This is a genomic window from Microbacterium sp. LMI13-1-1.1 (assembly GCF_040815625.1).
In the GTDB taxonomy this organism is placed as follows: domain Bacteria; phylum Actinomycetota; class Actinomycetes; order Actinomycetales; family Microbacteriaceae; genus Microbacterium; species Microbacterium forte.
Window position 1 is genome coordinate 92,504 of sequence record NZ_JBFPNL010000001.1, and the last position, 26,763, is coordinate 119,266.

The 26,763-nt window shown below is 67.6% G+C and carries 29 protein-coding genes; 16 read left to right on the forward strand and 13 right to left on the reverse strand.

The genetic code is table 11. From position 1 onward, the window contains the following. Positions 1–14 precede the first annotated feature (14 nt). Together MRBLMI13_RS00430 and ilvA are read left to right on the forward strand one after the other, a co-directional pair. Positions 15–1,211: an AI-2E family transporter gene (locus MRBLMI13_RS00430; protein ID WP_079112501.1), complete on the forward strand. Its 1,197-nt coding sequence runs from the start codon at positions 15–17 to the stop codon at positions 1,209–1,211. Beyond that, positions 1,208–2,437 (forward strand): threonine ammonia-lyase, encoded by a 1,230-nt coding sequence (gene ilvA / locus MRBLMI13_RS00435; RefSeq protein ID WP_079112502.1) that lies wholly within the window; start codon positions 1,208–1,210, stop codon positions 2,435–2,437. Before MRBLMI13_RS00430 ends, ilvA begins: the two co-directional genes overlap by 4 nt. A gap of 91 nt (positions 2,438–2,528) precedes the next feature. Here ilvA and greA read toward each other — a convergent pair whose 3' ends face one another. Both greA and MRBLMI13_RS00445 read right to left on the reverse strand, forming a co-directional pair. Further along, positions 2,529–3,017, reverse strand: a complete 489-nt coding sequence (greA, locus tag MRBLMI13_RS00440; RefSeq protein ID WP_042542059.1) for a transcription elongation factor GreA — start codon at positions 3,015–3,017, stop codon at positions 2,529–2,531. A 95-nt stretch (positions 3,018–3,112) separates the two neighbouring features. After that, complete coding sequence (locus MRBLMI13_RS00445; protein WP_042542058.1) at positions 3,113–3,499, reverse strand: DUF4307 domain-containing protein; 387 nt, start codon at positions 3,497–3,499, stop codon at positions 3,113–3,115. Between the two features lie 69 nt (positions 3,500–3,568). Here MRBLMI13_RS00445 and MRBLMI13_RS00450 point away from each other — a divergent pair, with 69 nt between their 5' ends. Further along, positions 3,569–3,853, forward strand: a complete 285-nt coding sequence (locus MRBLMI13_RS00450; RefSeq protein WP_056376082.1) for a hypothetical protein — start codon at positions 3,569–3,571, stop codon at positions 3,851–3,853. A 15-nt stretch (positions 3,854–3,868) separates the two neighbouring features. Here MRBLMI13_RS00450 and trhA read toward each other — a convergent pair whose 3' ends face one another. Continuing rightward, positions 3,869–4,600: a PAQR family membrane homeostasis protein TrhA gene (gene trhA, locus MRBLMI13_RS00455; RefSeq protein WP_042542056.1), complete on the reverse strand. Its 732-nt coding sequence runs from the start codon at positions 4,598–4,600 to the stop codon at positions 3,869–3,871. Positions 4,601–4,697: 97 nt separating this feature from the next. Here trhA and MRBLMI13_RS00460 point away from each other — a divergent pair, with 97 nt between their 5' ends. The 4 genes from MRBLMI13_RS00460 to MRBLMI13_RS00475 all read left to right on the forward strand — a co-directional run bounded on the left by MRBLMI13_RS00460 (position 4,698) and on the right by MRBLMI13_RS00475 (position 9,644). Continuing rightward, on the forward strand, positions 4,698–5,477 hold the full coding sequence (locus tag MRBLMI13_RS00460; RefSeq protein WP_042542055.1) for an isoprenyl transferase: 780 nt from the start codon (positions 4,698–4,700) through the stop codon (positions 5,475–5,477). A 204-nt stretch (positions 5,478–5,681) separates the two neighbouring features. Further along, positions 5,682–7,064 carry a PhoH family protein gene (locus tag MRBLMI13_RS00465; protein ID WP_309687019.1) on the forward strand — a complete coding sequence of 461 codons (1,383 nt, stop codon included), beginning with the start codon at positions 5,682–5,684 and terminating at the stop codon, positions 7,062–7,064. A gap of 142 nt (positions 7,065–7,206) precedes the next feature. Beyond that, entirely contained in the window at positions 7,207–9,438 is a 2,232-nt protein-coding gene (locus MRBLMI13_RS00470) for a carbon starvation CstA family protein (protein ID WP_367821202.1), read from the forward strand. Further along, on the forward strand, positions 9,438–9,644 hold the full coding sequence (locus MRBLMI13_RS00475; protein ID WP_042542052.1) for a YbdD/YjiX family protein: 207 nt from the start codon (positions 9,438–9,440) through the stop codon (positions 9,642–9,644). The genes MRBLMI13_RS00470 and MRBLMI13_RS00475 overlap by 1 nt, the downstream gene beginning before the upstream one ends. 64 nt (positions 9,645–9,708) lie before the next feature. Here MRBLMI13_RS00475 and MRBLMI13_RS00480 read toward each other — a convergent pair whose 3' ends face one another. The 5 genes from MRBLMI13_RS00480 to xseA are packed head-to-tail and all read right to left on the reverse strand — an operon-like array spanning position 9,709 to position 14,011. Then, positions 9,709–11,124, reverse strand: coding sequence for a class II fumarate hydratase (locus MRBLMI13_RS00480; protein ID WP_079112504.1), 1,416 nt, complete (start codon positions 11,122–11,124; stop codon positions 9,709–9,711). Continuing rightward, entirely contained in the window at positions 11,121–11,810 is a 690-nt protein-coding gene (locus tag MRBLMI13_RS00485; RefSeq protein WP_042542050.1) for a carbonic anhydrase, read from the reverse strand. Before MRBLMI13_RS00485 ends, MRBLMI13_RS00480 begins: the two co-directional genes overlap by 4 nt. A gap of 2 nt (positions 11,811–11,812) precedes the next feature. Then, positions 11,813–12,451: a DUF4245 family protein gene (locus MRBLMI13_RS00490; RefSeq protein ID WP_079112505.1), complete on the reverse strand. Its 639-nt coding sequence runs from the start codon at positions 12,449–12,451 to the stop codon at positions 11,813–11,815. Then, positions 12,448–12,687 carry an exodeoxyribonuclease VII small subunit gene (locus MRBLMI13_RS00495; RefSeq protein WP_042542048.1) on the reverse strand — a complete coding sequence of 80 codons (240 nt, stop codon included), beginning with the start codon at positions 12,685–12,687 and terminating at the stop codon, positions 12,448–12,450. Before MRBLMI13_RS00495 ends, MRBLMI13_RS00490 begins: the two co-directional genes overlap by 4 nt. A gap of 31 nt (positions 12,688–12,718) precedes the next feature. Next, complete coding sequence (gene xseA / locus MRBLMI13_RS00500) at positions 12,719–14,011, reverse strand: exodeoxyribonuclease VII large subunit (RefSeq protein ID WP_367821198.1); 1,293 nt, start codon at positions 14,009–14,011, stop codon at positions 12,719–12,721. Positions 14,012–14,065: 54 nt separating this feature from the next. Between xseA and MRBLMI13_RS00505 the strand changes: the two genes are divergently transcribed. The 3 genes from MRBLMI13_RS00505 to MRBLMI13_RS00515 all read left to right on the forward strand — a co-directional run bounded on the left by MRBLMI13_RS00505 (position 14,066) and on the right by MRBLMI13_RS00515 (position 16,762). Continuing rightward, the gene (locus tag MRBLMI13_RS00505) at positions 14,066–15,145 is read left to right on the forward strand and encodes a 4-hydroxy-3-methylbut-2-enyl diphosphate reductase (protein ID WP_197066103.1); all 1,080 of its coding nucleotides are present in this window, start codon (positions 14,066–14,068) and stop codon (positions 15,143–15,145) included. Beyond that, positions 15,138–15,938, forward strand: coding sequence for an IclR family transcriptional regulator (locus tag MRBLMI13_RS00510; RefSeq protein WP_367821196.1), 801 nt, complete (start codon positions 15,138–15,140; stop codon positions 15,936–15,938). Before MRBLMI13_RS00505 ends, MRBLMI13_RS00510 begins: the two co-directional genes overlap by 8 nt. Before the next feature lie 284 nt (positions 15,939–16,222). Then, positions 16,223–16,762: a DUF6264 family protein gene (locus MRBLMI13_RS00515; RefSeq protein ID WP_367821194.1), complete on the forward strand. Its 540-nt coding sequence runs from the start codon at positions 16,223–16,225 to the stop codon at positions 16,760–16,762. Between the two features lie 60 nt (positions 16,763–16,822). Here the strand turns inward: MRBLMI13_RS00515 and fbaA are convergent, their stop codons facing one another. Next, positions 16,823–17,851 carry a class II fructose-bisphosphate aldolase gene (gene fbaA / locus MRBLMI13_RS00520; protein ID WP_042542045.1) on the reverse strand — a complete coding sequence of 343 codons (1,029 nt, stop codon included), beginning with the start codon at positions 17,849–17,851 and terminating at the stop codon, positions 16,823–16,825. Between the two features lie 182 nt (positions 17,852–18,033). Between fbaA and glpX the strand changes: the two genes are divergently transcribed. Continuing rightward, positions 18,034–19,020 carry a class II fructose-bisphosphatase gene (glpX, locus tag MRBLMI13_RS00525; RefSeq protein ID WP_042542044.1) on the forward strand — a complete coding sequence of 329 codons (987 nt, stop codon included), beginning with the start codon at positions 18,034–18,036 and terminating at the stop codon, positions 19,018–19,020. A gap of 157 nt (positions 19,021–19,177) precedes the next feature. After that, positions 19,178–19,474: a hypothetical protein gene (locus tag MRBLMI13_RS00530; RefSeq protein ID WP_042542043.1), complete on the forward strand. Its 297-nt coding sequence runs from the start codon at positions 19,178–19,180 to the stop codon at positions 19,472–19,474. Between the two features lie 4 nt (positions 19,475–19,478). On the opposite strand, the gene rmuC is transcribed toward MRBLMI13_RS00530, so the two are convergent. Both rmuC and MRBLMI13_RS00540 read right to left on the reverse strand, forming a co-directional pair. Next, positions 19,479–20,831 carry a DNA recombination protein RmuC gene (gene rmuC, locus MRBLMI13_RS00535; protein ID WP_367821350.1) on the reverse strand — a complete coding sequence of 451 codons (1,353 nt, stop codon included), beginning with the start codon at positions 20,829–20,831 and terminating at the stop codon, positions 19,479–19,481. A 44-nt stretch (positions 20,832–20,875) separates the two neighbouring features. After that, entirely contained in the window at positions 20,876–21,469 is a 594-nt protein-coding gene (locus tag MRBLMI13_RS00540) for an exonuclease domain-containing protein (RefSeq protein WP_367821191.1), read from the reverse strand. Between the two features lie 59 nt (positions 21,470–21,528). Between MRBLMI13_RS00540 and MRBLMI13_RS00545 the strand changes: the two genes are divergently transcribed. After that, on the forward strand, positions 21,529–22,278 hold the full coding sequence (locus MRBLMI13_RS00545; protein ID WP_367821189.1) for a class I SAM-dependent methyltransferase: 750 nt from the start codon (positions 21,529–21,531) through the stop codon (positions 22,276–22,278). Positions 22,279–22,327: 49 nt separating this feature from the next. Next, positions 22,328–23,401, forward strand: a complete 1,074-nt coding sequence (ychF, locus tag MRBLMI13_RS00550; RefSeq protein ID WP_042542040.1) for a redox-regulated ATPase YchF — start codon at positions 22,328–22,330, stop codon at positions 23,399–23,401. Between the two features lie 63 nt (positions 23,402–23,464). Here the strand turns inward: ychF and MRBLMI13_RS00555 are convergent, their stop codons facing one another. Together MRBLMI13_RS00555 and MRBLMI13_RS00560 are read right to left on the reverse strand one after the other, a co-directional pair. Beyond that, entirely contained in the window at positions 23,465–23,755 is a 291-nt protein-coding gene (locus MRBLMI13_RS00555) for a hypothetical protein (RefSeq protein ID WP_367821186.1), read from the reverse strand. Positions 23,756–23,831: 76 nt separating this feature from the next. Next, a complete protein-coding gene (locus MRBLMI13_RS00560; RefSeq protein ID WP_367821184.1) occupies positions 23,832–24,611 on the reverse strand; it encodes an alpha/beta fold hydrolase in 780 nt (259 codons plus the stop codon). Positions 24,612–24,695: 84 nt separating this feature from the next. On the opposite strand from MRBLMI13_RS00560, the gene MRBLMI13_RS00565 reads away from it, so the two are divergent. Next, positions 24,696–26,462, forward strand: coding sequence for a GNAT family N-acetyltransferase (locus MRBLMI13_RS00565; protein ID WP_311879464.1), 1,767 nt, complete (start codon positions 24,696–24,698; stop codon positions 26,460–26,462). 40 nt (positions 26,463–26,502) lie between these two features. Beyond that, on the forward strand, positions 26,503–26,658 hold the full coding sequence (locus tag MRBLMI13_RS00570) for a hypothetical protein (RefSeq protein WP_153302151.1): 156 nt from the start codon (positions 26,503–26,505) through the stop codon (positions 26,656–26,658). Positions 26,659–26,763 lie beyond the last annotated feature (105 nt).

The following is a 26,763-nucleotide window of genomic DNA, read 5'->3' on the forward strand; positions in this document are numbered from 1 at the left end:
CGTAGACTTGGGCGATGAGCGAAGAGCAGCGTCCGCGGCTGAGAGACCTCTTCCGTCCGCGCCCCGTCTCCCTTGATCGCACGGTGACCACCGAGGCCGACGAGGCGGTCCCCCGAGGGCTGCGCGTCACGGCGGCATACTCGTGGCGGATTCTGCTGATCGCCGCGGTGGTCGCCGGATTCATCTGGCTCGTCATCGAGCTGAAGCTCCTCGTGATCCCGCTCATGGTCGGCATCCTGATCACGGCCCTGCTGTGGCCGGGATTCCAGTGGATGCTGCGCCACCGCTTCCCGCGCTGGCTGGCCGTCGCCCTCTCGATCATCGGCACGCTCGCGATCGTGTCCCTGCTCATGTGGCTCGTGATCTGGCAGGTCCGTGCGCAGCTGCCCGACGTGCAGGAGCGCAGTGCGCAGGCGGTCGACGAGTTCCGTCAGTTCCTGCTCACCGGACCGCTGCACCTCAGCGACTCGCAGATCCAGGGATACATCGACCAGGCCCTCCAGGTCGTCAACGAGCAGACTCAGACGCTCTTGAACGGTGCGCTCGCAGTCGGCACGACCGCGGCGCACGTCGTGACCGGTGCGGTCCTCTCGCTCTTCATCCTGATCTGCCTGCTCGCCGACGGCCGGGGCATCTGGGAGTGGACGCTGCGCCTCTTCCCGCGCGCTGCGCGCCCCGCCGCCGACGCCGCCGCGAGCAACGGCTTCGCGACGATCGTCAACTACGCCCGAACCCAACTGCTCGTCGCCGCGATCGATGCGGTCGGCATCGGCGTCGGCGCCGCTTTGCTCGGCGTACCGCTGGCGATCCCCGTCGCCGTGCTCGTCTTCCTCGGTTCGTTCGTGCCGATCGTCGGTGCCGTCGTGACCGGCGCGATCGCGGTACTGCTCGCGCTGGTCTACAACGGCCCCTGGATCGCGCTCGCGATGCTGGCCGTCGTGCTCGGCGTGCAGCAGCTCGAGGGTCACATCCTGCAGCCGATCCTCATGGGCTCGGCAGTGAAGGTGCATCCGCTCGCCGTCGTCCTGGTGGTCGCCGGGGGCTCGATGGTCGGCGGCATCCCCGGCGCGCTGTTCGCGGTGCCTCTCGCGGCCTTCGTCAACGTCGCCGCGGTGACAGTCAGCACCGGCGCCTGGCGCACCGGCGATAAACCGAACGCAGACCTTATCTGGAGCACAGTGCCGCGCGAGCGCACACGGAGGAATCGATGAGCGCAGTCCCCAGCCTGACCGAGTTCGAGAACGCCGCTCAGAGTCTGGCTGAGGTGATCACGCGAACGCCGACCCTGCCCTCGCGCGCCCTGTCGGACGTGCTCGGCGCACCGGTGGTGCTCAAGATGGAGAACCTGCAGCGAACGGGATCCTTCAAGATCCGTGGTTCGGCATACCGCCTCTCGCAGCTGAGCGCCGAGGAGCGTTCACGCGGCGTGGTCGCAGCGTCCGCCGGAAACCATGCACAGGGCGTCGCCCTCGCGGCTCAGACGCTCGGAATCCAGGCGACCATCTTCGTGCCCCTGGGCATTCCGGTGCCCAAGCTGCTGGCGACGAGGAGCTACGGTGCCGAGGTCGTGCTCGAGGGAGAGACCGTGGCGACCTCGCTGCGACTCGCCGCGGAGTTCGCCGAACGCACGGGGGCAGTGATCATCCATCCGTTCGACCACCGCGACGTCGTCATCGGGCAGGGCACACTCGGACTCGAGCTGCTCGAGGACGCTCCCGATGTCGACACGATCGTGCTGGGAATCGGCGGCGGGGGCCTCATCGCCGGCGTCGCGGCCGCGGTGAAGGCTAAGGCTGCCGAACTCGGGCGCACGGTGCGCATCATCGGCGTACAGGCCGAGAACGCCGCGGCGATGATCCCCTCGCTGGAGGCCGGGTACCCCGTCGACATCGAGACGAAGCCGACGATCGCCGACGGAATCCTGGTCGCGCGACCGGGAGCCATACCGTTCGAGATCATCAAGGACCTCGTCGACGAGGTCGTCACCGTGACCGACGACGACCTGGCGCGCGCCATTCTGGTTCTTCTCGAGCAGTCCAAGGTGATCGCGGAGCCCGCCGGAGCGGTGGGTGTCGCCGCGATCCTCGCCGGCAAGGTGAAGGCGAGCGGCACGACCATGGCCGTCGTCTCCGGAGGCAACATCGACCCGCTGCTGCTGCAGCGTGTCGTCTCCCACGGCCTCGCGGCCTCGGGCCGTTATCTCACGATCCGCATCCCGCTGCCCGATCGCCCCGGTCAGCTCGCGCGAGTCTCGGAGCTCATCGCCCAGGCGGGAGCCAACGTCATCGAGGCCATGCACACCCGGCACGGGCACGGCCTGCAGATCAGCGAGGTGTTCCTCGAGCTCAGCGTCGAGACGCGCGGTGCCGAGCACTCCGAGCACACCCTGGACACGCTCCGTCACGCCGGCTTCCAGCCGATCGTCGTGCCGGACTGACGCGACGCGCACTCAGCCCTGACATGCAGATGCCCCGTCCAGTCGGACGGGGCATCTGCATGTCAGGGCACGAGCCCGATGCTGACCGGTGTCAGCCCGTGTAGGTGTCGACGTTCACGATCTCGACCGAGATCGCGCGGCCGTTCGGAGCCTCGTAGGACGACTTCTCGCCGACCTTGAGTCCGAGGATCGCCTGTCCGAGCGGGCTGGCCTCGCTGTAGACGTCGAGGTCGCTGCCCACGGCGATCTCGCGGCTGCCGAGCAGGAAGACCTCTTCGCCGCCGGCGACGATCGCGGTGACGACGGTGCCGGGCTCGACGATGCCGCGGCTCGCGGGCGCCTCACCGACCTTGGCCGTCTTGAGGAGGTTCTCGAGGGTGCGGATCCGCGCCTCCTGCTTGCCCTGCTCGTCCTTGGCGGCGTGGTAGCCGCCGTTCTCCTTGAGGTCGCCCTCTTCGCGGGCCGCTTCGATGCGCTTGGCGATCTCTTCGCGACCGGTGGTGGAGAGGTGCTCGAGCTCGGCGACGAGCCGGTCATACGCTTCCTGCGTGAGGAAGGGAACCTGAGCGTCAGTAGACATGACGAAGCTCCTTCGGTAGGTACCCGGCGACGTTCCGCGGGGGATATGCCAAGACGCCCCGGCACGTGCCAGGGCGTCATCTGTCTGGCACGAGTCTAGGCGACCCAGCAGCTGTTCACCAAACCTGTCGTCGCGGCTGAGACGGTGGGAACCGTGGCCGAGAGCGCCTGCGAATGCGTGTCTCCCGCAGGGATCTCGACGACCTTCCAGCCGACCACTCCGAACTCCTCGTCGAGCGCCTCGACGACGCAGGCCACGTCCTTGCCCTGCACTCCGGTGATCTGGAAGCGCACGGTGACGCTGTGCTCGTCGACCAGGTCGAAGCCGAGGTCGTCGGAGTCGACGGCGTTCATCTGCGACGTGACGATCATCCAGCCGAACGCGCCGACGAGAAGCGCGGCGATGGCGATGACGATGATCCACGGACCCCGTCGGGTGCGGGTGCGGCCATAGCGGTCGTCGAGCTGTTGTGCGGTCGTCACGGGGTGGGTCTTCCGGTCGTTAGGCTGGTAACTCCAGGTTATGCGACCTGCGCATGAAAGGCAGACTCCATGCTTGCTCTGACCGAGACCCCGATGCCGACGCCCACGATGACCGTGGCACCGGAGCTGGTCACGCCCGGATTCGTCGGCTTCGCCGCCGTGGTGATCATCCTCATCGCGGTGATCCTGCTGATCCTCGACATGAACCGTCGGATCCGTCGGGTGCGCTACCGCGAAGAGGTCAGGGACGAGCTCGATGCCGAAGAGGCCGCGCTCGCGGCCGACGAGGCGACCGAGACGGATGCCGATCTGCCGATCGTCCGCGAGGGCGACGACGACCCCGAGAAGCGCTGACCGGACCGGAGCGGTTCAGGCCCCGAGCGACGGGGACAGCGGCGCCAGCGCGATGAGCAGGCACGCGACCCAGTGGCACAGGAACGCGAGCACCGTGCACAGGTGGAAGATCTCGTGGAAGCCGAAATGGCCCGGCCATGGGTTGGGCTTCTTGAGCGCGTAGACGATCGCGCCGCCCGTGTAGAGCAGGCCGCCGACGATGACGAGCGCCATCATGGTCGCGTTCGCGACGAACAGGTCGGCGAGGTACATCACCGCCGCCCATCCGAGCAGCAGGTAGAGCGCGACATACAGCCACCGAGGGGCATTGATCCAGAACACGCGGAACAGGATGCCGACCAGCGCACCCGACCAGACGAAGACGAGGAGCAGCGCGCCCTTGCCCGGGGGGAGCGCCAGCACGGCGAGCGGGGTGTACGTCCCGGCGATCAGGAGCAGGATGTTCGCGTGGTCGATCCGCTTGAGGATCATCTTGACCTTCGGACTCCAGTCGATCCGGTGATACAGCGCCGAGTTGCCGAACAGCAGCAGCGATGACGCCATGAACACCGCCGCAGCCCACTTCGCGGCGCCACCCTGGGCGACGACGATCAGCACCACACCGGCGACGATGGCGATCGGGAAGGTGGCCGCATGCAGCCAGCCTCGCCAGGTGGGTTTGATCTCGGCAGCGGCGACGTCGTGCGCGGCATCCTCCAGGAGGGGCAGCTGGGGGACGTCGGGTACCGAGGAGTCGGGTGTGCTCACGCCCTCACTCTATGCGGGCGATCATGCAGCCGAGCGTACATATCCTGAGGATCGATCCTCGGTCCCCAGACCGCCGACACGATAGCGTAGGGAGGTGATGTCACGCGATGTTCAGGGGCGGGGGCCGCTGTACCGGCTCTATACCAGCAGGCTTCGCCGACACCTCGACCCCGAGTCGGTTCCGCACCACGTCGCAATGATGATCGACGGCAATCGGCGTTGGGCGCGTCAGCTGGGCTATGACACTCCGGCTGAGGGGCATCGGGCCGGTGCCGCCAAGATGCGGGAGTTCCTCGGATGGTGCGACGAGCTCGGCATCCGCGTCGTGTCGCTCTATCTTCTGTCGAGTGACAACCTGCTCAAGCGCGACTCGGCAGAGCTGGCCGACCTGATCGAGATCATCGCGGAGCTCGCCGAGGCTCTGTCGCGCGAGGGCAACTGGCGAGTGAAGCACGTCGGCCGCTCGGACATCCTCCCCGCGGAGCTCGCGAGAGTGCTCGACGACGCACAGGAGCGCACGCGCGACCACACGGGGCTGCACGTCAACCTCGCGGTCGGCTACGGCGGCCGCAACGAGATCGTCGACGCCGTGCGCAGCATCGTCACCGCGCATCAGGCGTCCGGAGGGACGATCGAAGACCTCGCCGCGCATCTCACACCCGAGATGATCGGCGAACATCTCTACACCGGCGGCCAGCCGGATCCCGATCTCGTCATCCGCACGAGCGGCGAGCAGCGACTGAGCGACTTCCTGCTGTGGCAGAGCGCGCACAGCGAGTTCTACTTCGTCGAGGCGCTCGGGCCGGATCTGCGCCAGGTCGACTTCCTGCGAGCGATTCGCGACTTCGCCGACCGCGATCGGCGCTTCGGCCGCTGAGACGGTGCATCGGGGGGTCGGTCACGTCCCGTTAATCAACACGTAACGAACTGGTGGCGTGTCGAGCCAGGCGAATGTCGGCACCTGGTCGTAGCTTCTAGGCATCGGGCAAGGCGCCCGTCGGGTCGGCCTCAGGTTGACGACTCGTGACCCCCTGGTCGACTCGTTCGAACAAACCGGGATTCCCCGGGTCGGGAGTGGGTCGTGACCTCACGTACAGCGCAGCAGTCCACAGGCACAGCGCAGCAGTCCACCCGTAAGACGACGACGCGAGCAGCGTCCGCTGATCCTGATCAGGATCTCCGGACGTATGTGCTCGACACGTCCGTCCTGCTGAGTGATCCTCAGGCCTTCTTCCGGTTCGCCGAGCATTCGGTGGTCGTCCCGGTCGTGGTCATCACCGAGCTCGAGGGCAAGCGCCACGACCCCGAGATCGGCTACTTCGCCCGTCAGGCGCTGCGTCACCTCGACGACCTGCGCATCGAGCACGGTCGTCTGGACTTCCCGGTCGAGGTGGGCGAGGGCGGCACGCTCCGCGTCGAGCTGGCCAACACCGACTCGTCGGTGCTCCCCGCCGGGATCCGGCTGAGCGACAACGACACCCGCATCCTCTCCGTCGCCATGAACCTCGCGCAGGACGGGCAGGACGTCACCATCGTCTCGAAAGACCTTCCGATGCGGGTCAAGGCGGCGTCCCTCGGACTTCGCGCCGAGGAGTACCTCGCCGAGCAGGCCATCGACTCGGGCTGGACCGGCATCACCACGCTCGACCTGTCGGGCGATGAGATCAGCGACCTGTACGAGAGCGAGGTGGGCATCAGTGAAGACGCCAGAGGCCTGGCGGTCAACACCGGGCTCATCATCCACTCCGAGCGCGGATCCGCCCTCGGCAGGGTGACCGGCGACGGCGAGTACAAGCTCGTGCGCGGCGATCGCGACATCTTCGGGATGCACGGGCGATCCGCCGAACAGCGGATCGCGATCGACCTGCTCACCGACCCCGACATCGGCATCGTCTCGCTCGGCGGGCGTGCGGGCACCGGAAAGTCGGCACTGGCGCTCTGCGCGGGTCTCGAGGCGGTGCTCGAGCGGCAGCAGCAGAAGAAGATCATCGTGTTCCGACCGCTGTTCGCCGTCGGGGGCCAGGAGCTCGGGTACCTCCCCGGCGACCAGGGCGAGAAGATGGGCCCGTGGGGGCAGGCGGTCTTCGACACGCTCGGCTCGGTGGTCTCGGGCAACGTCATGGAGGAGATCGTCGAACGGGGCATCCTCGAGGTGCTTCCGCTCACGCACATCCGCGGTCGGTCGCTGCACGACGCGTTCGTGATCGTCGACGAGGCGCAGTCGCTCGAGCGCAACGTGCTGCTGACGGTGCTCAGCCGCATGGGGCAGAACTCCCGAGTGATCCTGACCCACGACGTCGGTCAGCGCGACAACCTCCGCGTCGGACGCCACGACGGCATCGCCAGCGTCATCGAGACGCTCAAGGGACACGACCTCTTCGCCCACGTGACCCTGATGCGCTCGGAGCGCTCCGCGATCGCCGCCCTCGTGACTGAGCTTCTGGAGGGAGGCGAGCTCAGCTGAGCTGACTCTTCGACAGCGGATGCCGTGGTCTCACGGCATCCGCTGTCGTGTATTCCGGAGGACGCGTCGGCGATTCGCTTCCCTCCGCGCTGACGTCGGCATACGCTCGTGGCACCGAACGCAGACGATGGAGTGATGCGCGATGAGTGATGCGACGAAGACCGTGGAAGATGACCAGCTGCCGCCCGTGGCGGTGGACGAGAAGCCGCGGTGGACACCGCTGAAGATCGTGCTCTGGGTGGCGATCGCGCTGCTGGGCGGCATCGCCTGGACGATGCTCGCGATCGTCAGGGGCGAGACGGTGAACGCGATCTGGTTCGTGTTCGCGGCGGTCTGCACCTACCTCGTGTTCTACCGCTTCTACTCGAAGTTCACCGAGCGGAACCTGGTCAAGCCGAACGACCGGCGAGCGACTCCCGCCGAGTACAAGGCGGACGGCAAGGACTACGTCGCGACGGATCGTCGGGTGCTGTTCGGCCACCACTTCGCCGCCATCGCGGGCGCCGGTCCACTCGTAGGTCCGGTGCTGGCCGCCCAGATGGGCTACCTTCCCGGCACGATCTGGATCATCGTCGGAGTCGTGCTCGCGGGTGCGGTGCAGGACTACCTCGTGATGTTCTTCTCGATGCGGCGAGGCGGACGCTCTCTCGGTCAGATGGCCCGCGACGAGCTGGGCCGATTCGGTGGAACGGCGGCGATCATCGCGACGCTGCTCATCATGATCATCATCACGGCGATCCTCGCCCTCGTGGTCGTGAACGCCCTCGGGGAGAGCCCGTGGGGCGTGTTCTCCGTGGCGATGACGATCCCGATCGCCCTGTTCATGGGGGCGTACCTCCGATGGATCCGCCCCGGCAAGATCACCGAGGTGTCGATCATCGGCTTCGTGCTGCTGATGGCCGCGATCATCGGCGGCGGCATGGTCGCCGAGACCGACTGGGGTCAGGCGATCTTCACGCTCGACCGGACGACCATCGCGTGGGGCATCATCGTCTATGGCTTCATCGCGGCGGTGCTGCCCGTGTGGATGCTGCTGGCTCCGCGCGACTACCTCTCGACGTTCATGAAGATCGGCGTGATCGTGGCGCTCGCCGTCGCGATCCTGTTCGTGCGGCCCGAGATCACCGTCCCGGCCTTCAGCGAGTTCGCCGCGGGCGAGACGGGGCCGGTCTGGGCAGGGGCGCTCTTCCCGTTCCTCTTCGTGACGATCGCCTGCGGGGCGCTGAGCGGATTCCATGCGCTCATCGCGTCGGGCACGACGCCGAAGATGATCGAGAAGGAGAAGCAGACGCGCTTCATCGGCTACGGCGGGATGCTCATGGAGTCGTTCGTCGCGATCATGGCGCTCGTCGCCGCGATCTCCATCGACCGCGGGCTGTACTTCGCCATGAACTCCTCGCCGGCGGCGACGCTCGGCACGGTCGAGGGCGCGGTCGCGTTCGTCAACGGTCTCGGCCTGACCGGGGTGAACCTGACACCCGAGATGCTCACGAGCACGGCAGAGGCGGTGGGGGAGGAATCGATCGTCTCCCGCACGGGCGGCGCGCCGACGCTGGCTCTCGGCCTCGCACACATCATGCAGCAGTGGATCGGCGGCACCGGGATGATGGCGTTCTGGTATCACTTCGCGATCATGTTCGAGGCGCTGTTCATCCTGACTGCGGTGGACGCCGGCACCCGCGTCGCGCGCTTCATGCTGCAGGACTCGGTCGGCAACGTCTTCCCTCGCTTCAAGGACACCTCGTGGCGGGTGGGCGCCTGGATCTGCACGGCCGTCATGGTCGCGGGGTGGGGCGCAGTGCTGATCATGGGGGTCACGGATCCTCTCGGCGGCATCAACACCCTGTTCCCGCTGTTCGGCATCGCCAATCAGCTGCTGGCGGCGATCGCCCTCTCCGTGGTGCTCACGATCGTGGCGCGCAGACGCACCTTCAGGGTTCTCTGGGTGGTGGCGCTGCCGCTGGCATTCGTCACGGTCGTGACGGTGACGGCCTCGCTGCAGAAGATCTTCTCGACCGTGCCGCAGGTCGGCTACTTCGCGAACCATGTCGCCTTCCGCGACGCTCTCGCGGCGGGGGAGACCTCCTTCGGCACGGCGACCAGCGTCGCCGCGATGGAAGCGGTCGTCCGCAACACCATGATCCAGGGCATCCTGTCGGTGACGTTCCTCGTGCTGTCGGTGATCGTGATCACCATCTCGATCATCAAGGTCATTCAGGCCGTGCGCCCCGGGCCCGTCATCGACCAGGAGGACCCGGAGGTGCCGTCGCACCGCTTCGCACCGGCCGGTCTCATCGCCTCGTCGGAGGAACGCGCCGTCGAGAAGCAGTGGAACGCCCTCCCTGCGTCCGCTCAGCCCACGAGGGGGCACTGATGGCCGCCGTGGTATCCGACCATGTTCGGCGGGCCTGGCACGCGGTCGCCTGGTACGTGAACGGCGTGACCGGGCAGTCGCGGTACGCGTCCTACGTCGCGCACGAGCGCGAGCGGCATCCCGAGAGAGAGCCGCTCAGTGAGCGGGAGTTCTGGAGGGCGCACTACGCGCAGCAGGATGCCGACCCGGGTGCCCGCTGCTGCTGACGCCGTAGACGACGGATGCCGCAGGGACCGAGTCCCTGCGGCATCCGTGTTCAGAGCCTGACGATCAACCGGGGTGGGTCATCGAGAGCAGGTCGAGCTTCTCGTCGAGCTGCTCGAGCGTCAGGTCGCCGCGTTCGACGTATCCGAGGTCGATCACGGCGTCGCGCACCGTGATGCCCTTCGCGACCGAGTGCTTGGCGATCTTCGCCGCTGCCTCGTAGCCGATGAGCTTGTTGAGCGGGGTGACGATCGACGGGCTCATGCCGGCAAATGCCGCCGCGCGGTCGAGGTTCGCCTGCAGTCCGTCGACGGTCTTGTCGGCGAGCACGCGCGAGGCGTTCGCGAGCAGACGGATCGACTCGAGCACCGCCGTGCCCATGACCGGGATGGCGACGTTCAGCTCGAAGGACCCGGACGCGCCGGCCCAGGCGACGGTCGCGTCGTTGCCGATCACTCGCGCGCAGACCATCAGCACAGCCTCGGGGACGACCGGGTTGACCTTGCCCGGCATGATCGACGAGCCGGGCTGAAGGTCGGGGATGTGCAGCTCTCCGAGACCCGTGTTGGGGCCCGAGCCCATCCAGCGCAGGTCGTTGTTGATCTTGGTCAGCGAGACCGCGATCGTGCGCAGCGCGCCCGAGGCCTCGACGAGTCCGTCGCGGTTGGCCTGCGCCTCGAAGTGGTCCTTCGCCTCGGTGATCGGCAGCTCGGTCTCGGCGGCGAGCAGCTCGATGACCTTCTGCGGGAATCCGAGCGGCGTGTTGATGCCGGTGCCGGTGGCGGTGCCGCCCAGCGGAACCTCGGCGACGCGGGGGAGTGCAGACTGCACGCGCTCGATGCCGAGGCGCATCTGACGGGCGTAGCCGCCGAACTCCTGGCCGAGCGTGACCGGGGTAGCGTCCATGAGGTGCGTGCGGCCGGACTTCACCGCGTCCTTCCACAGCTCGGCCTTCGCCTCGAAGGCGACGGCGAGGTGGTCGAGCGCGGGGATGAGCGTGTCGATGAGCGCCTGCGTGACGGCGATGTGCACGGAGGTCGGGAACACGTCGTTCGAGGACTGCGAGGCGTTCACGTGGTCGTTCGGGTGCACGTTCGCACCGAGGATGCGGGTGGCGAGAGTGGCGAGCACCTCGTTCATGTTCATGTTCGACGACGTGCCGGAGCCCGTCTGGTAGGTGTCGACCGGGAACTCACCGTCGTGGGCACCGGCGGCCACCTGGTCGGCGGCCTGGGCGATCGCGTCGGCGATGGCCCCGTCGAGGGTTCCCAGCTCCTTGTTCGCGAGTGCAGCGGCCTTCTTGATGCGCGCGAGCGCGGCGATCTGCGTGGACTCCAGGCCCTTGCCCGAGATCGGGAAGTTCTCGACGGCGCGCTGCGTCTGTGCGCCATAGAGCGCGTTCACGGGAACCCGCACCTCGCCCATGGTGTCGTGCTCGATGCGGTACCCCTGCGCGTCTGCGCCGCTGTGCTGGTCGGTCATTCCGAACCCTCCTTGGTTGCGGGGCCGTGCCCCTCGGTGTCGTTTCCGTCTGTGTCGATTCCGACCGTGATGACGGGCACCGCAGTGCCCTCGGCCAGACGGTAGTTGGCGCCCACGATGCCCAGACGGCCGTCGGAGACAGCCTGCGAGATCACCTCGGACGACTGCAGCAGGTCCCGGACCGTGTTGCGCAGGTGCTCTTCGCCCACGAGCTCCGCGTCGATCTCGGCGACGGTGGTGCCGCCGCTCTCAGCCAGCACCTTGCGGGCCGCCGGGACGATCGGGGCGATGAGCTTCCAGATGTGCGGCGGCAGGGGCGCGGCGTCGATGGCCGTTCCGTCGATGGCAGCGCGGACGGCACCGCACGAGTCATGCGCGAGGACGACGATCAGAGGCACGTTCAGCACGGCGACCGCATACTCGAGGCTCGCGACGATGGACTCGCCGATCACCTGGCCGGCGTTGCGCACGACGAACAGGTCGCCGAGTCCGAGGTCGAAGATGATCTCTGCGGCGAGGCGCGAGTCCGAGCAGCCGAACAGCGTCGCGACCGGATGCTGTGCCTCAGCGAGGTGCTTGCGTCGAGCCACGTCCTGGTTCGGGTGCTGAGGTGCGTCGGCGACGAATCGCCGATTGCCGTCCTGCATCTGCTTCCAGGCAGCAGCGGGCGTGAGCGCGTGGGTCATGGTCACTCCGAGAGGTCGCGGATCTGGGGGACGAGAGACTCGGCGAGTTCCGCGGTGGAATCGGCGGAACGCGAGCCGTAGAGCAGCAGGTAGTCGTCACCCGCCTGGGTGCCGATGGCGTAGGTGATGTTCTGCTTCGCGCCGGCATCGCCGAGGTCGTAGACATCCCATTCCAGTCCGCCGATCGACGTCGTGTCGGTGGGCGCGGTGCCGTTGAGACGCTGAGGCGCCCATGATGAGTCGGCGTCGAAGGCCTGCGCGAGCTTGATGAATCCGCGCTCGTCCTCGGCGGACGGCGCCAGGGTGACGTCCCAGACCACGGTGGCGGCGCTCGTGAGCTCGGCGGTGTTGACCCGCCAGAAGTCCGCCAGATCGGGCACGATCACCGGGCGATCCATGGTGGATTCCACGTCGGCGGCGATGCCGACCACGTCGATCTTCTGCGTGGTCGCAGGCTCTCCGCGCGGAACGGCCAGCACGATCACCGCGACGATGGCGAGGGTGACGATCAGCGCGGCGACCAGACTGCGCACGGTCTGACTCGAGCGGTAGGCCTTGCTCGAGGCGGCCTTGCGTGCGGCGGTCTCCTCGGGAGTCTCCGGACGCCCGAGCTCGGCGACGATGGGAGCCGGCTTGTTCACGATTCGTCTCCCTCGGCGGTGCCGGTCGACGTGGCGCGCGCGGCCTCGAGGCGGCGCTTCGCTCCGAGCAGCCACTCTTCGCAGCGAGCAGCGAGCGCCTCGCCGCGCTCCCAGAGTGCGAGCGACTGTTCGAGCGTCGGAGCGCCCTGTTCGAGTTCGGAGACGACCTTCACGAGCTCATCGCGAGCGGCCTCGAATGACAGGGTGTCCACGGGGGTGTCATTCAGCGCACTCACGCCTCCATCCTACGCGGTGCGCACGACACCCTCAGCCGGAACGAGGCACCGGCGCTTCCTCGATCTCGCCTTCGGAGCGCGCCGCGATCGAGCCGCGGTCGACGGTGATCGTCAGGCCGCTGCCTGCCGGCGCGTCCGCGGCGTCTCGGAGGATCACTCCGCCGTCGAGGTGGGCGATCGCGTAGCCGCGCGACAGAGTGGCTGCAGGAGAGAGCGCCCTCAGCGAGGCCCGAAGTTCGCTGGTCGCGCGACCGGCCGCATCGTGTTGGCGCCTGATCGTGTCGCGGCCGCGCGAGAGCAGCAGCCACACGTCTTGGGAACGCGACTCGATGATCGGGTCGGGAGAGCGCAGAGAGGGGCGCGAGCGCAACTGCTCCAGCTGCGCGATGTCGTGCGAGAGCCGCTGCGTGAGCCTCGTCGTCGCTCTCGAGCGCAGCTGCGCGATCAACGCCCGCTGCTCGCTCACGTCGGGGACGATGCGCTTCGCGGCATCCGTGGGAGTCGAGGCGCGCAGATCGGCGACGTCGTCGAGCAGCGGGTGATCGTTCTCATGGCCGATCGCGCTGACGATCGGCGTGGATGCTGCCGCCACGGCCCTCACGAGACGCTCGTCGCTGAATCCGAGAAGCGTCTGCGGGTCGCCACCGCCCCGGGCGATGACGATGACGTCGACATCGGCGTCGGCGTCGAGACGCGCCAGCGCCGCGAGCGTCTCCGGCACGCACCGGTCGCCCTGCACGGCGGCGTACTCGGTGCGGAACCGCACCTGCGGCCAGCGGAGCTCCGCATTGCGGTGCACGTCCTTTTCGGCATCGGACTTCTCGCCGGTGATCAGACCGATCACGTGCGGGAGGAAGGGCAGGCGCTTCTTGCGTGCCGGATCGAACAGTCCCTCCTGGCGCAGCTGCAGACGGAGCTTCTCGAGCTTCTCGAGCTGGTCGCCGAGACCGACGTGCTTCATCGCGGAGACGGCGAAGCTGAAGTCGCCGGCCTTCACGAAGTAGTCGGCCTTGACCGCGGCCACGACATGATCGCCCACTGCCAGGTCACCGGGGATCCGCGGGCGCACACTCGACCAGACCCGGATCGAGATCTGCGCATCCGAGCGGGTGTCCTTGAGACGGGCGAAGATGTTGCCGCCGCGGACGTTCCAGGACGTGATCTCGCCCTCCACCCACACGGTGTTCCACCGGGCCACGAAGTCGCGGATCGTGGCGTTGAGGCGTGCGACCGATGTCGGAGCATCGGCCGATGAGTCGCGCGGAGCGACCGCATCCGCCGGGGGAGTCTCGCCGGATCCCGTCGAGGCTTCGAAGACCGTCATCCGCTCAGTGCACCTTCCCGCTCCTGCTCAGGTTGTCGACGGTAGAATTCAAGAGTGACCTCGACTGCCGTTCATCTGCCCCTTCCGCGCGTTCCACGAGTACGTGGGGCGGCCGGGCGGCTTCAGGATAACCCGGTCGTCGGGAACAAGCGCGTTCTGCTCGCCGCTCCGCGCGGATACTGCGCCGGGGTCGACCGCGCCGTGGTCGCCGTCGAGAAGGCGCTCGAGCGCTATGGCGCCCCTGTCTACGTGCGCAAGCAGATCGTGCACAACATCCACGTGGTGACCGAGCTCGAGGACAAGGGTGCGATCTTCGTCGAGGAGGTCGACGAGGTTCCCGAGGGTGCGCACGTCGTCTTCAGCGCGCACGGCGTCTCACCTGCCGTCGTCGAGGCGGCATCCGACCGCGGACTCCATGCGATCGACGCGACCTGCCCTCTGGTCACGAAGGTGCACCGCGAGGCCGTCCGCTTCGCCCGCGACGACTTCGAGATCCTGCTCATCGGCCACGAGGGCCACGAAGAGGTCGAAGGCACTGCGGGTGAAGCCCCCGAGCACGTGACCATCGTGAACTCGCCGGCCGAAGCCGACACCGTGCAGGTGAAGGATCCCTCGAAGGTCGTCTGGCTCTCGCAGACCACGCTCTCGGTCGACGAGACCATGGAGACGGTGAATCGCCTGCGTGCGCGGTTCCCCGAGATGCACAACCCGCCGTCCGATGACATCTGCTACGCGACGCAGAACCGTCAGGTCGCCATCAAGAAGGTCGCGGCGAACGCCGACCTCGTGATCGTCGTCGGTTCGTCGAACTCGTCGAACTCGGTGCGCCTGGTCGAGGTCGCACTCGAGTACGGCGCGAAGGCCGCGTATCGCGTGGACTACGCCGAAGAGGTCAAGCAGGAGTGGCTCGACGGCGTCGCCACGGTGGGCGTCACCAGCGGTGCCTCCGTTCCGGAGGTTCTCGTGCACGAGGTGCTCGAGGCGCTCGAAGGAGCCGGTTACCGCGACGTCGAAGAGGTCAAGACGGCGGAAGAGGACCTGATGTTCTCGCTGCCGAAGGAACTGCGGCAGGATGCCGCGGGCCAGCGCGATGCGCGTGCGCTGGGAGGTCGTTCCTCCGGTGGGAATGCGTGACAGTGGCGCCACTGAGGCGGCACCGACGCTGATCGGCTCGGTTCAGCGTGCGCTCCGGCTGGTCGACATCGTGGCGAACTCGCCACGACCCGTGCCGGTCAAGAGTCTCGCGGCGCGAACGGGTCTCACTCCCGGGACGACGTACAACCTCGTGCGGACGCTGGTGCATGAGGGGTATCTCGTGAGCGAGCCCGACGGACTGGTCCTCGGCGAGAACTTTCCCGCATTCCGGTCGCGGTCCGATGCGGGCGGGGTGTTCTTCGCCCATGTCCGCGCGGCGCTGCGCCGCGCCACCGAAGAGGTGGGCGCCACCGCCTACCTCTCCCGCTACGAGAATGGTGAGCTGCACCTCGTCGACATCGTGGATGCTGCTCGCAGCCCGCGGATCGACCTGTCGGTCAGTCTCGACTCGAGCGCGCACGCGACAGCGCTCGGCAAGCAGATCCTCGCAGACCTGAGTCGCGATGAGCGGATGGACTATCTCTCGCGCCACCCGCTGGAGCAGCTCACGCCCCGCACGATACGGGACCCACAGGCTCTGCTGACGGCGCTCGAGCGTTCCCGCGGATTCGCCGTGGACTGTGAGGAGTACGCGATCGGAAATGCCTGTGTCGCCGTTCCGGTGACCGCTCCGAACATCAGAGCGTCGCTCGCCGTCTCGCTTCCGGTAGGCCATCCGCGGCTCGATCGCGGCCTCGTCGAGAAGCTCCGACTGGTGGCACGGCGGTTGTCGCTCCAGCTGGGTGCAGAAGCGCTGGGCGGCAGTGCCTCCCGTCTCGCGACGTCGTTCTGACGCTCGCCGCTTACAGCGCCTGCGTCTCTTCACTATCTGAAGAAGTGCCACTGGTGCTCGGGCACACGCTTTCCATAACATGTGAGAAGTAGTCGTCTGTGCAATCGGCGCTACTGGTGGTGGAACGTCCCCAGCGTTCCTCGATCCACTTGGATGACGAACGTCCCCAGCGTTCCGAGTCCGCGGCCCCGAGGAGTCCCCACTCCTCCGGGGCCGCCATCATGTGCGGGCGGTTCAGACGCTCCCTGGGAACACCTCCTAGTCGATCGGACTAGCATGCTGGGATGACGGACCAGCGGCCCCAGTACGGCGAAATCGCGACCCTCGACGAGCAGCGCAGGGCAGCCGGGCTGCCTCCGCTGGGCGAGGTTCCGACCGCCGAGGTCGGTGCACCCTCGAGCCGGCCCGCTCAGACTGGCAGCGCCCCGACCGGTTCGGCCCCCGCGCGTCCGCGTCCGGTCGACCGATTCGTGACGATCGCCCTGCTCGCCTACGGCCTGGTGAACGTCGTCATGACAGGCCTGTCGTACCTCGACTTCTCCACGGCGATGAATCAGATGATGAGCGTGCTCGGTGTGGACGGAGAGTTCACGAACTTCGCGCAGGGCAGGACCTGGGGCACGATCGCGGCGATCGTCCTGGCGGTCGGCTGGTCGCTGACCGCGTTCTTCTCGATCCGTCGGCTTCGCACCGGCAAGCGCTCCTGGTGGGTGCCGCTCGCCGGCGCGGCGATCACTCTGCTCGTGGCGTCCGTCTGCGCCTCGATCCCGCTGATGAACGATCCCGCCTTCATCGACTTCGTCGCGAGGACAGCCGGCCAGTGACCGTCTGAATGACAGATGCCCCCGGCCGATCGGCCGGGGGCATCTGTCATTCGGGACGGATCAGCTCTTCGACTGCCCGTACGAGCCGAGCTGACGCGTGGACTCGACCACGCGAGCGGCCATGGCCGTCTCGGCGATCTTGCCCCAGGCGCGCGGGTCGTACTGCTTCTTGTTGCCGACCTCGCCGTCGACCTTCAGGACGCCGTCGTAGTTCTTGAACATGTAGTCCGCGATCGCACGGGTGTACGCGTACTGCGTGTCGGTGTCGATGTTCATCTTGATGACGCCGTTGGCCACCGCGAGGGCGATCTCGTCATCGGTCGAGCCCGAGCCGCCGTGGAAGACGAGGTCGAGCGGCTTCGGGCCGGTGTTGTACTTCGCGGCGACCTGCTGCTGGATCTCGCCGAGGAGTTCGGGGCGCAGCTTCACTCCGCCGGGCTTGTACACACCGTGGACATTGCCGAAGGTGAGAGCGGCGATGTAGCGACCCTGCTCGCCGAGGCCGAGAGCCTGCACGGCCTGGTCGACGTCCGCGAAGGTCGTGTAGAGCGCGTCGTTGGAGCCCTCGTGCGCGACACCGTCTTCCTCGCCGCCGACGACGCCGATCTCGACCTCGAGGATCGCGTTGATGTTCTTCATGCGGGGGAGGAGATCCTTGGCGATCTCGATGTTCTCCGCCAGGGGGACAGCCGAGCCGTCCCACATGTGCGACTGGAAGATCGGGTTGCGTCCGGCCTTGACCTCTTCTTCAGAGGCGGAGATCAGCGGCTCGACGAAGCCGGCGAGGGCATCCTTCGGGCAGTGGTCCGTGTGGAGCGCGACGGTGATCGGGTAGTTCTTCGCGACCTCGGTCGCGAAGCGGGCGAAGGCGAGTGCGCCGGTCGCGCGTGCCTTGACCGTGTGGCCGGCGAAGTAGTCCGCTCCACCGGTGGTGACCTGGATGATTCCGTCGGAACCTGCCTCGGTCAGGCCCTGGAGGACCGAGTTGATCGTCTGCGAGCTGGAGACGTTGAAAGCCGGGTACGCGAAGCCGCCGGCCTTCGCGCGGTCGAGCATTTCGGCGTACTGATCCGGGGTGGCGACGGGCATGAGAACTCCTGCGATTTGGGAAGCCGGGACAGCAGTCACTCTATCGGGGCTGACTGTCGGATGCTGTCGGAGCGGATCGGCCGACCACCTCCTCCTGCGCCCACGTTAAGAATCGCACTTCCTTCGTCGCCGCCTGACCGAAAACAGGCGTTTCACGCCCGCCCGATGGTTAGGCTGACCGCATGGTTAGTCTTACAGCGGATCTGAGCCCCCTTCGTCCCGATCGAAATCTCGCGATGGAGCTGGTGCGGGCCACTGAGGCAGCCGCCATCCGTGCCGTCCCCTTCATCGGTCGTGGCGCGAAGGAGGCGGCCGACGGCGCAGCCGTCGATGCCATGCGTGCGTTCCTCGGAACCGTCGCCTTCCAGGGTCGTGTCGTGATCGGCGAGGGCGAGAAGGACAACGCGCCGATGCTCTTCAACGGCGAGGAGGTCGGCACAGGCACTGGCCCCGAGTGCGACATCGCGGTCGACCCGATCGATGGCACGTCGCTGACAGCCGCGGGGCGCCAGAACGCGCTCTCCGTCATCGCCGTCTCCGACCGGGGCTCGATGCTCGACGCGTCGTCCGTGTTCTACATGGACAAGCTCGTCACGGGACCCGCCGGCGTCGGAGTGGTCGACATCCGTCTTCCGATCGGTGAGAACATCCGCAAGCTCGCGGGGGCCCTCGGAAAGCCGGTGGACGAGATCGTCGTATCGGTGCTGAACCGCCCGCGTCATGAGCAGCTGATCCAGGAGATCCGGGATGCCGGGGCCGGCACGCGACTGATGAGCGACGGTGACGTCGCCGGTGGCATCAACGCGGCCAGGCACGCCGCCCGCACCGACATGTGCGTGGGCGTCGGAGGCAGCCCTGAGGGAATCGTGACGGCGTGTGCCATCAAGGCGCTCGGCGGGCACATCCAGGGGAGACTCTGGCCTCGCGACGACGACGAGCGCCAGCGCGGCATCGATGCCGGACTCGACATGGACAAGGTCTATGAAGCCAACGACCTCGTGCGCGGAGACAACACGATCTTCGTTGCCACGGGTGTCACGGATGGGCAGCTCGTGGCCGGCGTCCGCCGTGAGCACGGGTACATCTACACCGAGAGCGTCGTGCTGCGCGGTGCGTCGGGAACCCTTCGGAGGATCGCCTCGGAGCACCTCGTCTCGAAGTGGCTCTGATCTCTGAGATCTGAGCGGAACCGGTCATCGTTACCGACCCGGTACCGCCGTGCGCAGCGCCGAGCCGAGGTTTCTCGCGCGTCCGTGTCACAATTGTCACTGGATTTGTCGCCGTCGACGGAGCCGCCAGGCACCGCAGGCACAGGAGGGCAGACCGATGACAACGCAGCACACGAATGGTTCCAAGGCCGCGCCGACCAAGATCGTGACGACGCCCACCGGTCGCATCATGCGGATCAATGTCGATGAGGCCGGTGTGCCTCTTCCGACGGGGACTCCGGCGCCGCCTGTGGTCAAGACCGCTGTCGCAGACCCCGCTCGTCGCGCTGACGTGCTGTTCCGAAAGCGCCTCGATGAGGGGCACGAAGTCAGCTCCTGGTGGATGATCGGCGCTTTCGTCGTGACCAGCGGTCTCGTCATCCTTCTTCTCAGCGGCGTGCCGGGCGTCGCCTGACTTCTCAGTTCCGGGGCTCTTCGGGGTCGATCGCTCCGAAGGCCGAGCCCGTCTGCACCGACTCTCCGTTGCCGAGACGAGAGCGGACGTCTCCGACGTCGGCCTGAATCGGTGAACCCGGCTCCTCGGATGCCTCGCCGTCGGCGTTGCGGATGCCGACGTTCGAGTCGAGTTCCTTCTCCGAGTCGATCATGAGCTCGGGCGCGGTGAAGCGTCGGGTCTGCGCGGTGACCGCGGGTGCGACCGAGTCGAGTGTCGACGAGCTGATGCCCGGGAACTGCCGAGCTGTCACGAGCACCCGGCTCTCGAGTGAGCCGGCGAACCTGTTGTAGCTGTCGACCGTGCGCTCGAGCGCGCGGCGAAGATCATCGGCATGACCGGCGAGCACCCCGAGCCGGTCGTACAGCTGCGTTCCCAGGTTCAACAGCGCTCGTGCTTCGGTCGACACTTCCTGCTGCGTCCAGCTGTAGGCGACGGTCTTGAGCACCGCCCACAGGTTCACGGGCGATGCGAGCGCCACCCGCTTGCTGAAGGCGTAGTCCAGCAGCGTCGGGTCTTCGTCGATGGCCGCCGCGAGGAGCGACTCGCTCGGCAGGAAGCAGATGACGAACTCGGGGCTCGCGTCGAGACCCGACCAGTAGGCCTTCTTCGCGAGTGCGTCGATGTGTGCGCGCACCGCCTTCACATGCTTCTGCATGTGCGCGCGTCGCTGGGCCTCGTGCGCATCGCCGACCGGCAGCGCCGAGGCCTCGAGATAGGCGTCGAGCGGCACCTTCGCGTCGACCGCGATCGACGTGCCGCCGGCCAGGCGGATCACCATGTCGGGGCGGCCCTGGCCGCGGTCTGACGAGATGGTCGACTGCAGGTCGAAGTCGACGTGACGGATCAGCCCTGCGGCCTCGACGACGCGGCGCAGCTGGGTCTCGCCCCAGACGCCGCGCGTGGCTGTCGACCGCAGCGCCCCGGCGAGCGATTCGGTGGTCGATCGCAGCGCCTCGTCGGACTCCTGCGCGCGCCTGAGCTGCTCCGCGAGGGAACCGAACTGCGCATGCCTCTCCTGCTCGATGGCCGAGACCTTCTGCTGCATCTGCTGCAGGCTCTCGCGAACGGGGGCGAGCGCCGTGAGCACCGCATTCTGCTGCTGCACACGCTGCGCCTCGGCGCGCTGCTCGAGTCGCGCGTGCTCGACGGCATCCCGATACAGGTCGTACTGCCGGTCGCGATCGTCTCGGGCGGCGGCGAGCTCCGCCTCGATGCGGGCGAGATCCGCCGCACCGCGCGAGCCGTGGAGGAACCAGCCCACTGCGACGCCGGCCACGAGCGCGGCCAGGAGGAGAACGAGCGTGAGAGCATCCATGTGCTCCATGATGCGCTCGGCCACGGACATTCGTCCGGTGCGACTCAGGCGACCGCGCGCTCCGGAGTGGCGACGACCGGATCGGTCACACGCAGCGCGAGCGCATCGGCCAGGGAGAAGACGTCGGACGCGCCGTGCCGGCGGGCGGCATCGATGATGATGTGCGCGCAGGCGAGCGCGTCAGCGAGCGCATCATGGTGCGAGAATCCGGTGAAGCCGGCGGCCTCGGCGGCCTTCGGAAGACGGTACGACTCGAGCTCGTAGGTCTTGCGCGCCACCTGCAGGCTGCACAGCGAGCGATACGGCGGGCAATCGCCACCCGTGGCCTCCGACGCGCGGCGGAGCACATTGAGGTCGAAGCCCGCGTTGTGCGCCACGAGCACGTCTGCACCTGCGAAGGCGCACAGGCGGTCGAACTGATCCGCCCAGCTCGCGGCGTCCCGCACATCGTGCGCCCGGATGCCGTGGATCTTCGTGTTCCACTCCTGGAACTCGTCGTGCCCGGCGGGCGGGCGGATCAGCCATCCGGCCGTCGCGACGATCCGGCCATCGCGCACACGCACGAGGCCGACGGAGCAGGCGGAGGCGGGGCTGGAATTCGCCGTCTCGAAGTCGATAGCGGTGAAGTCCAGTGGCACATCCCCACTCTCTCCCGGCATCCGAGACGCTCCCGGATGACTCGCCGTAGGCTGGCGACATGAGTACCGAGCGAGCGACATCCTTCGGCGCCGAAGCCGCGAACTACGAGGCCGGGAGACCCGACTATCCCTTCGAAGCGGTCGCGTGGATGCTCGAGCCGATGCCGCACGGTTCTCGTCGCATCGCCGATGTCGGCGCTGGCACGGGCAAGCTCACTCGCGTGCTCGCTCAGGCGCCGGACGCCGAGGTCGTGGCCGTCGACCCGGACGCCACCATGCTCGAGACCCTGCGTCTGAGCGTTCCCGGTGTTCCCACGTTCCAAGGGACCGCCGAGCGGATGCCGTTGCCCGACGCGAGCCTCGACGCCGTCGTGCTCGGTCAGGCGTGGCACTGGGTGCAGCCGGCAGCCGCGTCTGCCGAGCTCGGACGAGTCGTCCGCACCGGGGGAGTCCTCGGGCTGATCTGGAACATCCGCGACGAGCGCGTGGAGTGGGTTCGTCGCCTGACGGACATCATGCACAGCAGCCCGGCCGAGAGCATGGTCAACGGCCCCGGGTCCGATGGTCCGCGCATCGAGGCTCCCTTCACGCACGTCGACAAGCAGCAGTGGGAGTGGACCCGCCCGATGAGCAGGACGAAGCTGCACCAGATGGCGCTCTCACGCAGCTACCTCATCACCGCTCCCGCCGACGAACGCGCGGAGATCACGCGACAGATGGACGACCTGTTCGACGAGCTGGGGCTCGAGGACGAGTCGACGATCGACCTCCCCTACGTGACGCACGCGTTCCGCGCCGTGCGCGCCTGACCGGCATCCCGGAGGGGCTGCGCATCTGCGCCAGGTAGACTCGACCCCCGTGGCTCTCACTATCGGAATCGTCGGCCTGCCCAATGTCGGCAAGTCCACCCTTTTCAACGCTCTCACTAAGAACGACGTGCTCGCGGCGAACTACCCGTTCGCGACGATCGAGCCGAACGTCGGGGTGGTGAATCTTCCCGATCCGCGTCTCGACAAGCTCGCCGAGATCTTCGGCAGCGAGCGCATCCTGCCCGCAGCGGTGTCGTTCGTCGACATCGCCGGTATCGTGCGCGGTGCCAGCGAGGGCGAGGGACTCGGCAACAAGTTCCTCGCCAACATCCGCGAGGCCGATGCGATCGCTCAGGTCGTGCGCGGTTTCGCAGATGACGATGTCGTGCACGTCGACGGCGCGGTCAACCCGGCATCCGACATGGAGACCATCAACGCCGAGCTCATGCTCGCCGACCTCGAGACCGTCGACAAGGCGATCACGCGGTACGAGAAGGAGGTGCGCGGCAAGAAGATCGAGCCCGTCGTCCTCGAGACCGCCCACGCGGCCAAGGACGCCCTCGAGCGCGGTGTGCTGCTGTCTGTCGCCGGCATCGATCTGACCCCGATCCGCGAGCTCGGGCTTCTCACGGCCAAGCCGGTCATCTTCGTCTTCAACGTCGACGAGGGCGTGCTCACGAACGATGCCCGCAAGGCGGAGCTCGCCGCTCTGGTCGCTCCGGCGAAGGCGATCTTCCTCGACGCGAAGATCGAGTCCGAGCTGATCGACCTCGACCCCGAGGATGCCGCAGAGCTGCTCGCGTCGACCGGCCAGGACGAGTCCGGTCTCGACCAGCTCGCCCGCATCGGCTTCGACACCCTCGGTCTGCAGACCTACCTCACCGCTGGCCCCAAAGAGGCTCGCGCGTGGACGATCCCCAAGGGATCCAAGGCGCCGCAGGCTGCCGGCGTCATCCACACCGACTTCGAGAAGGGCTTCATCAAGGCCGAGATCGTCTCGTTCGACGACCTCGTCGAGACCGGCTCCGTCGTCGAAGCCCGATCCAAGGGCAAGGCCCGCCTCGAGGGCAAGGACTACGTCATGCAGGACGGCGACGTCGTGGAGTTCCGCTTCAATAACTGAGCGGGGTCCGGCCCGAGTGCTGAGGAGATTGAGGGCGGCTCGTACGACGCCGCGCGTCGCGAATCAGATCTCGTCGCCACGCAGAGCGCGCACGGTCCAGCCGACCTGCACCAATGCCTCCGCAAGGCGGTCGGCGGCAGCCCGCGCGATGTCGAAGCTCGCATCGGAGCAGACGTCGACGGCGATCGGCGGCGGATCGGCGAAGCGTGGTATCTGCACCTCCGCCCAGGCGTCGGGCGAAAGCGGCACCCGAGGGGACGCGGTGCGTGCGTCTCTGATGGCACTGTCCGACGCGAAAGCGATGACGTCCAGCGCATGGAGCTTGGTGATCGGCATGTCCACGACGATGGTCACGACGAAAGCCGCGTTTGCGGTATCCCGGAACTCTGGCCTCACCGCATGAAGGTATCACTCGGCGCGAACAGCTGGTCTAGCCGCGACGCTCGACGTCCTGACGCAAGACCTCGGGCCACGCTTCGACATCTCCCGGGGTGCGAGCGACCGCAAGAGTTGCATTCGGGAGCAGTGCGGCGAGAAATTCGGCGGTCGACAACGGGTGGCCGGGATCATCGACCCACGCCAAGATCGTCGTCGGCACATCGATCTGCGCGACGGCCTCAGGGGCAGGAAGGTCGCTGAGGGCCGCGCCGCGCAGCAACGACGGCAACAGAGCGTCGGCGACGTCGGGCCATGTCTCCGGGGCGCCGACGGTGGCCGGGGGCGGAACTGATACCCGCGTGGCGGCGTGGAATGCTTCCACACCGTCAGACTCGATGAGCGCAGCCGCTGCTCGGTAGTTCGCGGCCTGATCGGGTCTGGTGTCCCACGCGGTGGGCGGCACCATGAGCGTGAGCCCGGTGAAGCGGTCAGGCTCGAGCGACGCGGCGTGCAAGAGAGTCGCGGCGCCCATGGACGGGCCGACTCCATGGACGCGTTCGCCCGGGAACCAGTGATCGAGCAATCGCAGAAGATCCTCGGCGAGGTTGTGCCAGCGGTAGTCCTCGGGGACCTTTCGCCCCGTCGACCTGCCGTGGCCGCGTGCGTCGTATCGCAGCAGTCGTGTTCCGCTGAGCCCTCGACCCAGATCGAGATTGAGCACTCGATCGCGGGCACGGCTCGACGTGAGACCGTGCAGCTGGACCACCGGGTGTCCGCCTTCATCGCTCAAGGACACAGCCAGCTCGGCTCCGGGCACCTCGAAAGTGGGCATCGGGCTCCTCGATCGGGGACTCACCGCGTCGGCTCGGGCAGTCGTGGAGTTTTCAGGTTATCTGGGGCCGCTAAGGTACTGCCCATGCGACTGACCAACGTCACGCACCTCCGCCTCCCGTTCGGACGGCTCTGGGGGTACGACGTGAGCGCGTCTGGGCTCGGGCGACGCATCCCCGTGTCATTCGATCAGCGACTCCATGTCGGAGCAGGCGACCGATCCGGCTCGTGGATGGCATTGTCCTTCCGGCTGCCTGCAGCGACTCGACGCGAGTCGATCGCCGATGCCTGGCTGGCTGTCGTCGCTCGCCACGGCACGCTGCGATCGGCATTCGCGCCCGGTGCTGACGGCGATCCCGTGCTTCACGAGATCGAGATCGGCCCCGGAAGCTGGGTCGAGCATCAGGTGGCCCCCGGCCAGGCTGTCAACGATGCCTTGCGGGACATCCTCGACGCGGCATGTTCGCCGTACCAGCATCCTTCGCATCGCCTGTGCGTGTTGGAGACCGCTGCGGGGCTCACGGTCGTGATCGCGGCGGACCACGCGCACGTCGACATGTGGTCGATGCTGGTGATCGCGCGCGACCTGCTGTCTGCGCTCGACGCCGAGAGGGCAGGCGCGACACCGATGCCGGGGGCGGCGCCGGCGTTCGTCGAACACACGCAAGCATTGCTCGATCGGGATGCTGCGCCGGACCACGTTCGTCAGCGATGGAAAGCCATCATCGAGGACAGCGGCGGTGTGATGCCGCAGTTCCCGTTGCCGCTCGGCACGCCCGAGCCGCATCGTGAGCGCGTGGAAGTGCGCGATGTGTTCGACGTCGACGACGCCGCAGCCTTTGCCGTGCAGGCGCGTGACGACGGCGTCTCGACCCTCGCACGCGCGGTGGTCGCGATGACCGCGGTGACGCGCGAGTTGGCGGGCACCCCGCTTCGAGCCGTGTTTCCCGTGCACAGCCGCTTCGAGGACACGTGGCATGACTCGGTCGGCTGGTTCATCACCAACTCCGTCCTCGAGTCGGACGTCGCCGAGCCGCGCGCGGCGGCGGCCGCGGTGAAAGAGGCGGTGCAACTCGGTGCGTGGCCGCTCGCCGACGTACTCGCTCCGTGGGGTGGCATGCCCGTAGCGCCTGGGATGTTCGCGATCTCATGGCTGGACCTGCGCAGGCTGCCTGTGCGAATCGACTCCGTCGCGCTCGACGCCCAGTATGTCAGCGCGGCGACCGACACCGACGGCGTCATGCTGTGGTTCATCCTCGATGAGTCGGGCCTGCACCTGCGATGCCGCTATCCCGATACCGCTGAGGCTCGCGCTAACGTCGGCGGGTGGCTCGACCTGCTTGTGGCCAGACTGCAGGCGGACGCGCGGTCCTCTGTCCGTGGGCGACTGCAGGTCGCCGACCGGACCTTCCGGCTCGAGCGTGCGAGCCGCGATGACATCGAGGCCATCGCTGCGCTGCTGCTCGATGATCAATTCGGCTCGGACCGTGAGAGCGTCGAGCTCGAGCGATATGAAGCCGCCTTCAGCGCGGTCGCTCGCGACAGTTCCCACTATCTGGGGGTTGTCCGCGACAGTGCCGACCACATGGTCGCCACGATGCAACTCACCGTCATCCCCGGCCTCTCGCGCGGTGGTTCGACCCGATTGCAGATCGAGGGACTGCGGGTTGCGCCGGGGGAGCGGTCACGGGGCTTGGGCACGGCGATGCTCGAGTGGGCACACGAATTCGGTCGCGCGCGGGGCGCGCGACTGGCGCAGGTGACCACAGACGAAGCACGGGATCGGACTCGCGCCTTCTATACCCGACTCGGATATCAGACTGCCCACGTCGGGCTGAAACGGCACATCTAGCGGCGTACGCTAGCCGTGTTGCCGACCGAAGGACTTCGCCGTGTCTGATCACAACGTGCACATACCCGCCCCGGACGAGCCGTCGGTCCCGGAACTCGAACTCGACGAGACCGTCGCGCCGCGACCGGAGGAGGAGATCGCCGATGTGCTGCGGACGGAACCCGACCTCGAAGACCGCAGCGATCACTCCGAGTGAGAAGGCGTCTGAGGCTGGGGTGAGGCCGTGGCGCGTGCTTGGCACGCGTAGTCGCGCAAGGCCACGCGCACCGTCTTGATCTCGCCTCGGGCCGGTGACGGCGGC

What these genes read in the sequence shown, in the direction of transcription:
- MRBLMI13_RS00430 (WP_079112501.1), top strand. Translation starts at nt 15, where the DNA reads ATGAGCGAAGAGCAGCGTCCGCGGCTGAGAGACCTCTTCCGTCCGCGC.
- ilvA (WP_079112502.1), top strand. Translation starts at nt 1,208, where the DNA reads ATGAGCGCAGTCCCCAGCCTGACCGAGTTCGAGAACGCCGCTCAGAGT.
- greA (WP_042542059.1), bottom strand. Translation starts at nt 3,017, where the DNA reads ATGTCTACTGACGCTCAGGTTCCCTTCCTCACGCAGGAAGCGTATGAC.
- MRBLMI13_RS00450 (WP_056376082.1), top strand. Translation starts at nt 3,569, where the DNA reads ATGCTTGCTCTGACCGAGACCCCGATGCCGACGCCCACGATGACCGTG.
- MRBLMI13_RS00460 (WP_042542055.1), top strand. Translation starts at nt 4,698, where the DNA reads ATGTCACGCGATGTTCAGGGGCGGGGGCCGCTGTACCGGCTCTATACC.
- MRBLMI13_RS00470 (WP_367821202.1), top strand. Translation starts at nt 7,207, where the DNA reads ATGAGTGATGCGACGAAGACCGTGGAAGATGACCAGCTGCCGCCCGTG.
- MRBLMI13_RS00475 (WP_042542052.1), top strand. Translation starts at nt 9,438, where the DNA reads ATGGCCGCCGTGGTATCCGACCATGTTCGGCGGGCCTGGCACGCGGTC.
- MRBLMI13_RS00480 (WP_079112504.1), bottom strand. Translation starts at nt 11,124, where the DNA reads ATGACCGACCAGCACAGCGGCGCAGACGCGCAGGGGTACCGCATCGAG.
- MRBLMI13_RS00485 (WP_042542050.1), bottom strand. Translation starts at nt 11,810, where the DNA reads ATGACCCACGCGCTCACGCCCGCTGCTGCCTGGAAGCAGATGCAGGAC.
- xseA (WP_367821198.1), bottom strand. Translation starts at nt 14,011, where the DNA reads ATGACGGTCTTCGAAGCCTCGACGGGATCCGGCGAGACTCCCCCGGCG.
- MRBLMI13_RS00510 (WP_367821196.1), top strand. Translation starts at nt 15,138, where the DNA reads ATGCGTGACAGTGGCGCCACTGAGGCGGCACCGACGCTGATCGGCTCG.
- MRBLMI13_RS00515 (WP_367821194.1), top strand. Translation starts at nt 16,223, where the DNA reads ATGACGGACCAGCGGCCCCAGTACGGCGAAATCGCGACCCTCGACGAG.
- fbaA (WP_042542045.1), bottom strand. Translation starts at nt 17,851, where the DNA reads ATGCCCGTCGCCACCCCGGATCAGTACGCCGAAATGCTCGACCGCGCG.
- glpX (WP_042542044.1), top strand. Translation starts at nt 18,034, where the DNA reads ATGGTTAGTCTTACAGCGGATCTGAGCCCCCTTCGTCCCGATCGAAAT.
- MRBLMI13_RS00530 (WP_042542043.1), top strand. Translation starts at nt 19,178, where the DNA reads ATGACAACGCAGCACACGAATGGTTCCAAGGCCGCGCCGACCAAGATC.
- rmuC (WP_367821350.1), bottom strand. Translation starts at nt 20,831, where the DNA reads ATGGATGCTCTCACGCTCGTTCTCCTCCTGGCCGCGCTCGTGGCCGGC.
- MRBLMI13_RS00545 (WP_367821189.1), top strand. Translation starts at nt 21,529, where the DNA reads ATGAGTACCGAGCGAGCGACATCCTTCGGCGCCGAAGCCGCGAACTAC.
- MRBLMI13_RS00560 (WP_367821184.1), bottom strand. Translation starts at nt 24,611, where the DNA reads ATGCCCACTTTCGAGGTGCCCGGAGCCGAGCTGGCTGTGTCCTTGAGC.
- MRBLMI13_RS00565 (WP_311879464.1), top strand. Translation starts at nt 24,696, where the DNA reads ATGCGACTGACCAACGTCACGCACCTCCGCCTCCCGTTCGGACGGCTC.